Below are 1,499 nucleotides of genomic sequence, written 5' to 3' on the forward strand. Positions count from 1 at the left end.
CCCCCCTACCGCAATCGGAATTTGTGGTTCTCAAGGGAAAACCCTGCCTTGGGTGTAACCGCCAAACCTCTGGCTTGATGGTTCCTATCTGGTGCCGCATCTCATCGAACCGTTTGGCGGGCAAGCGGCAGATCTGTCAATCTCTTTGGAATGGCCGGTATCTCATATCGGGCAATTGAAAAAAACGGTTGTTCGTTATGGTTTTTGTTGATAAAAAAAACAGGAAAAAAAATCTCACGCCTTCTTCGCCTGGTACATGTGCCAGATCTTGCAGGCGCCCTCGTGACTCACCATGCATGGCCCAACGGGTGTCCGCGGCGTACAAATCTTCCCAAACAGTTTGCAGTCCGAAGGTGTTGCAAGCCCGCGGAGAACCCGGTCGCAGATGCAGGCCGAGTGCTTGCTCACGTGCTTAAAGACAATCCCGAACTTCTTCTGCGCATCGTACTGCTCGAACTCTTTCTTCAGCCGGAGCCCGGAGCCCGGAATGACCGGGAAGCCCCGCCACTCGACATCGGACGGCTCGAAGACCTCGTACATCAGCTTTTTAGCCTTGATGTTTCCCTCCCGGCTGACCGCACGCGGGTACGCGTTGTCGACCCGGTGCGTCCCTTCCTTTACCTGCTTCACGAGCATCAGTAAGCCTAAAAGGATGTCTTCGGCCTCAAACCCGGCAACAACCTGCGGAACGGGAAACGCCTCGTACTCTTCGTATCCCATCACCGTGCAGACATGGCCGGGGAGCATGAACCCGTGCAGCTTTGCCTCGCCCTGGTCGAGCAGCCATTTCATGGCGGGCGGGACAATGCGGTGACAGGAAAGGATCGAAAAGTTCTTAGGGGGTTTTGTGAGGATCGTTGCGGCAACCGTGGGGGCCGTAGTCTCAAAGCCTACCGAGATGAAGACAACTTCCTTATCCGTTTTCTGCGCGATCTCAACGGCCTTGTGGACACCCTGCACGACCCGCACGTCCCCGCCGCAGGACTCAAGCGGACCCCGGGTCCCGGGAACCCGGAGCAGGTCGCCGTAGGTCGCAATGATGCAGTCCTTGTCAACGAGCTCGAGCGCTGCATCGATCTCTCCCTGCGGCGTGATGCAGACCGGGCAGCCGGGCCCCATCACGATCTTCAGCTGCTCCGGGAGAAGGCTGCGGAGACCAGTCCGCGCGATCGCAGCCTCGTGCGTACCGCAGATATGCATGAAGGTCATCTCCCGGTCAACCTGCTCGTGGAGCAAGTCCGCAATCTCTTTTCCCGTCGCCATAGATGTCCCGGAAGTATTAACAGTAAAATCACATAAGTGTACGTATATGCCGATAGAACTCGCAGGACTTCAACCAAACTACATCTTTGCGGCACTCACCATCCTTGCCGGCATTATTATTGCCTTCTTTGTCCGCTCCTTTGTCAAGTGGCTGGAAGCAAAAGCCGAGACAACCGATACCAAGTGGGACGATATCCTGATTTCCGCTCTTGGCCTTCCGGTCCAGATCACCATTG

1 protein-coding gene and 1 pseudogene are annotated in these 1,499 nt (G+C 56.2%); one reads left to right on the top strand and one right to left on the bottom strand.

All coding sequences use genetic code 11. From position 1 onward, the window contains the following. Positions 1-234: 234 nt before the first annotated feature. The gene (gene hypD / locus CW742_RS12715) at positions 235-1,263 is read right to left on the bottom strand and encodes a hydrogenase formation protein HypD (protein WP_292420932.1); all 1,029 of its coding nucleotides are present in this window, start codon (positions 1,261-1,263) and stop codon (positions 235-237) included. A gap of 46 nt (positions 1,264-1,309) precedes the next feature. Between hypD and CW742_RS12720 the strand changes: the two are divergent. Further along, a pseudogene (locus CW742_RS12720) lies at positions 1,310-1,499 on the top strand (mechanosensitive ion channel family protein); the annotation flags it as partial.

The sequence above is a fragment of the Methanoregula sp. genome (assembly GCF_002835825.1).
In the GTDB taxonomy this organism is placed as follows: Archaea; Halobacteriota; Methanomicrobia; order Methanomicrobiales; family Methanospirillaceae; genus Methanoregula.

Coding starts and splice junctions, on each gene's coding strand:
- hypD (WP_292420932.1), bottom strand. CDS start 1,263: ATGGCGACGGGAAAAGAGATTGCGGACTTGCTCCACGAGCAGGTTGAC.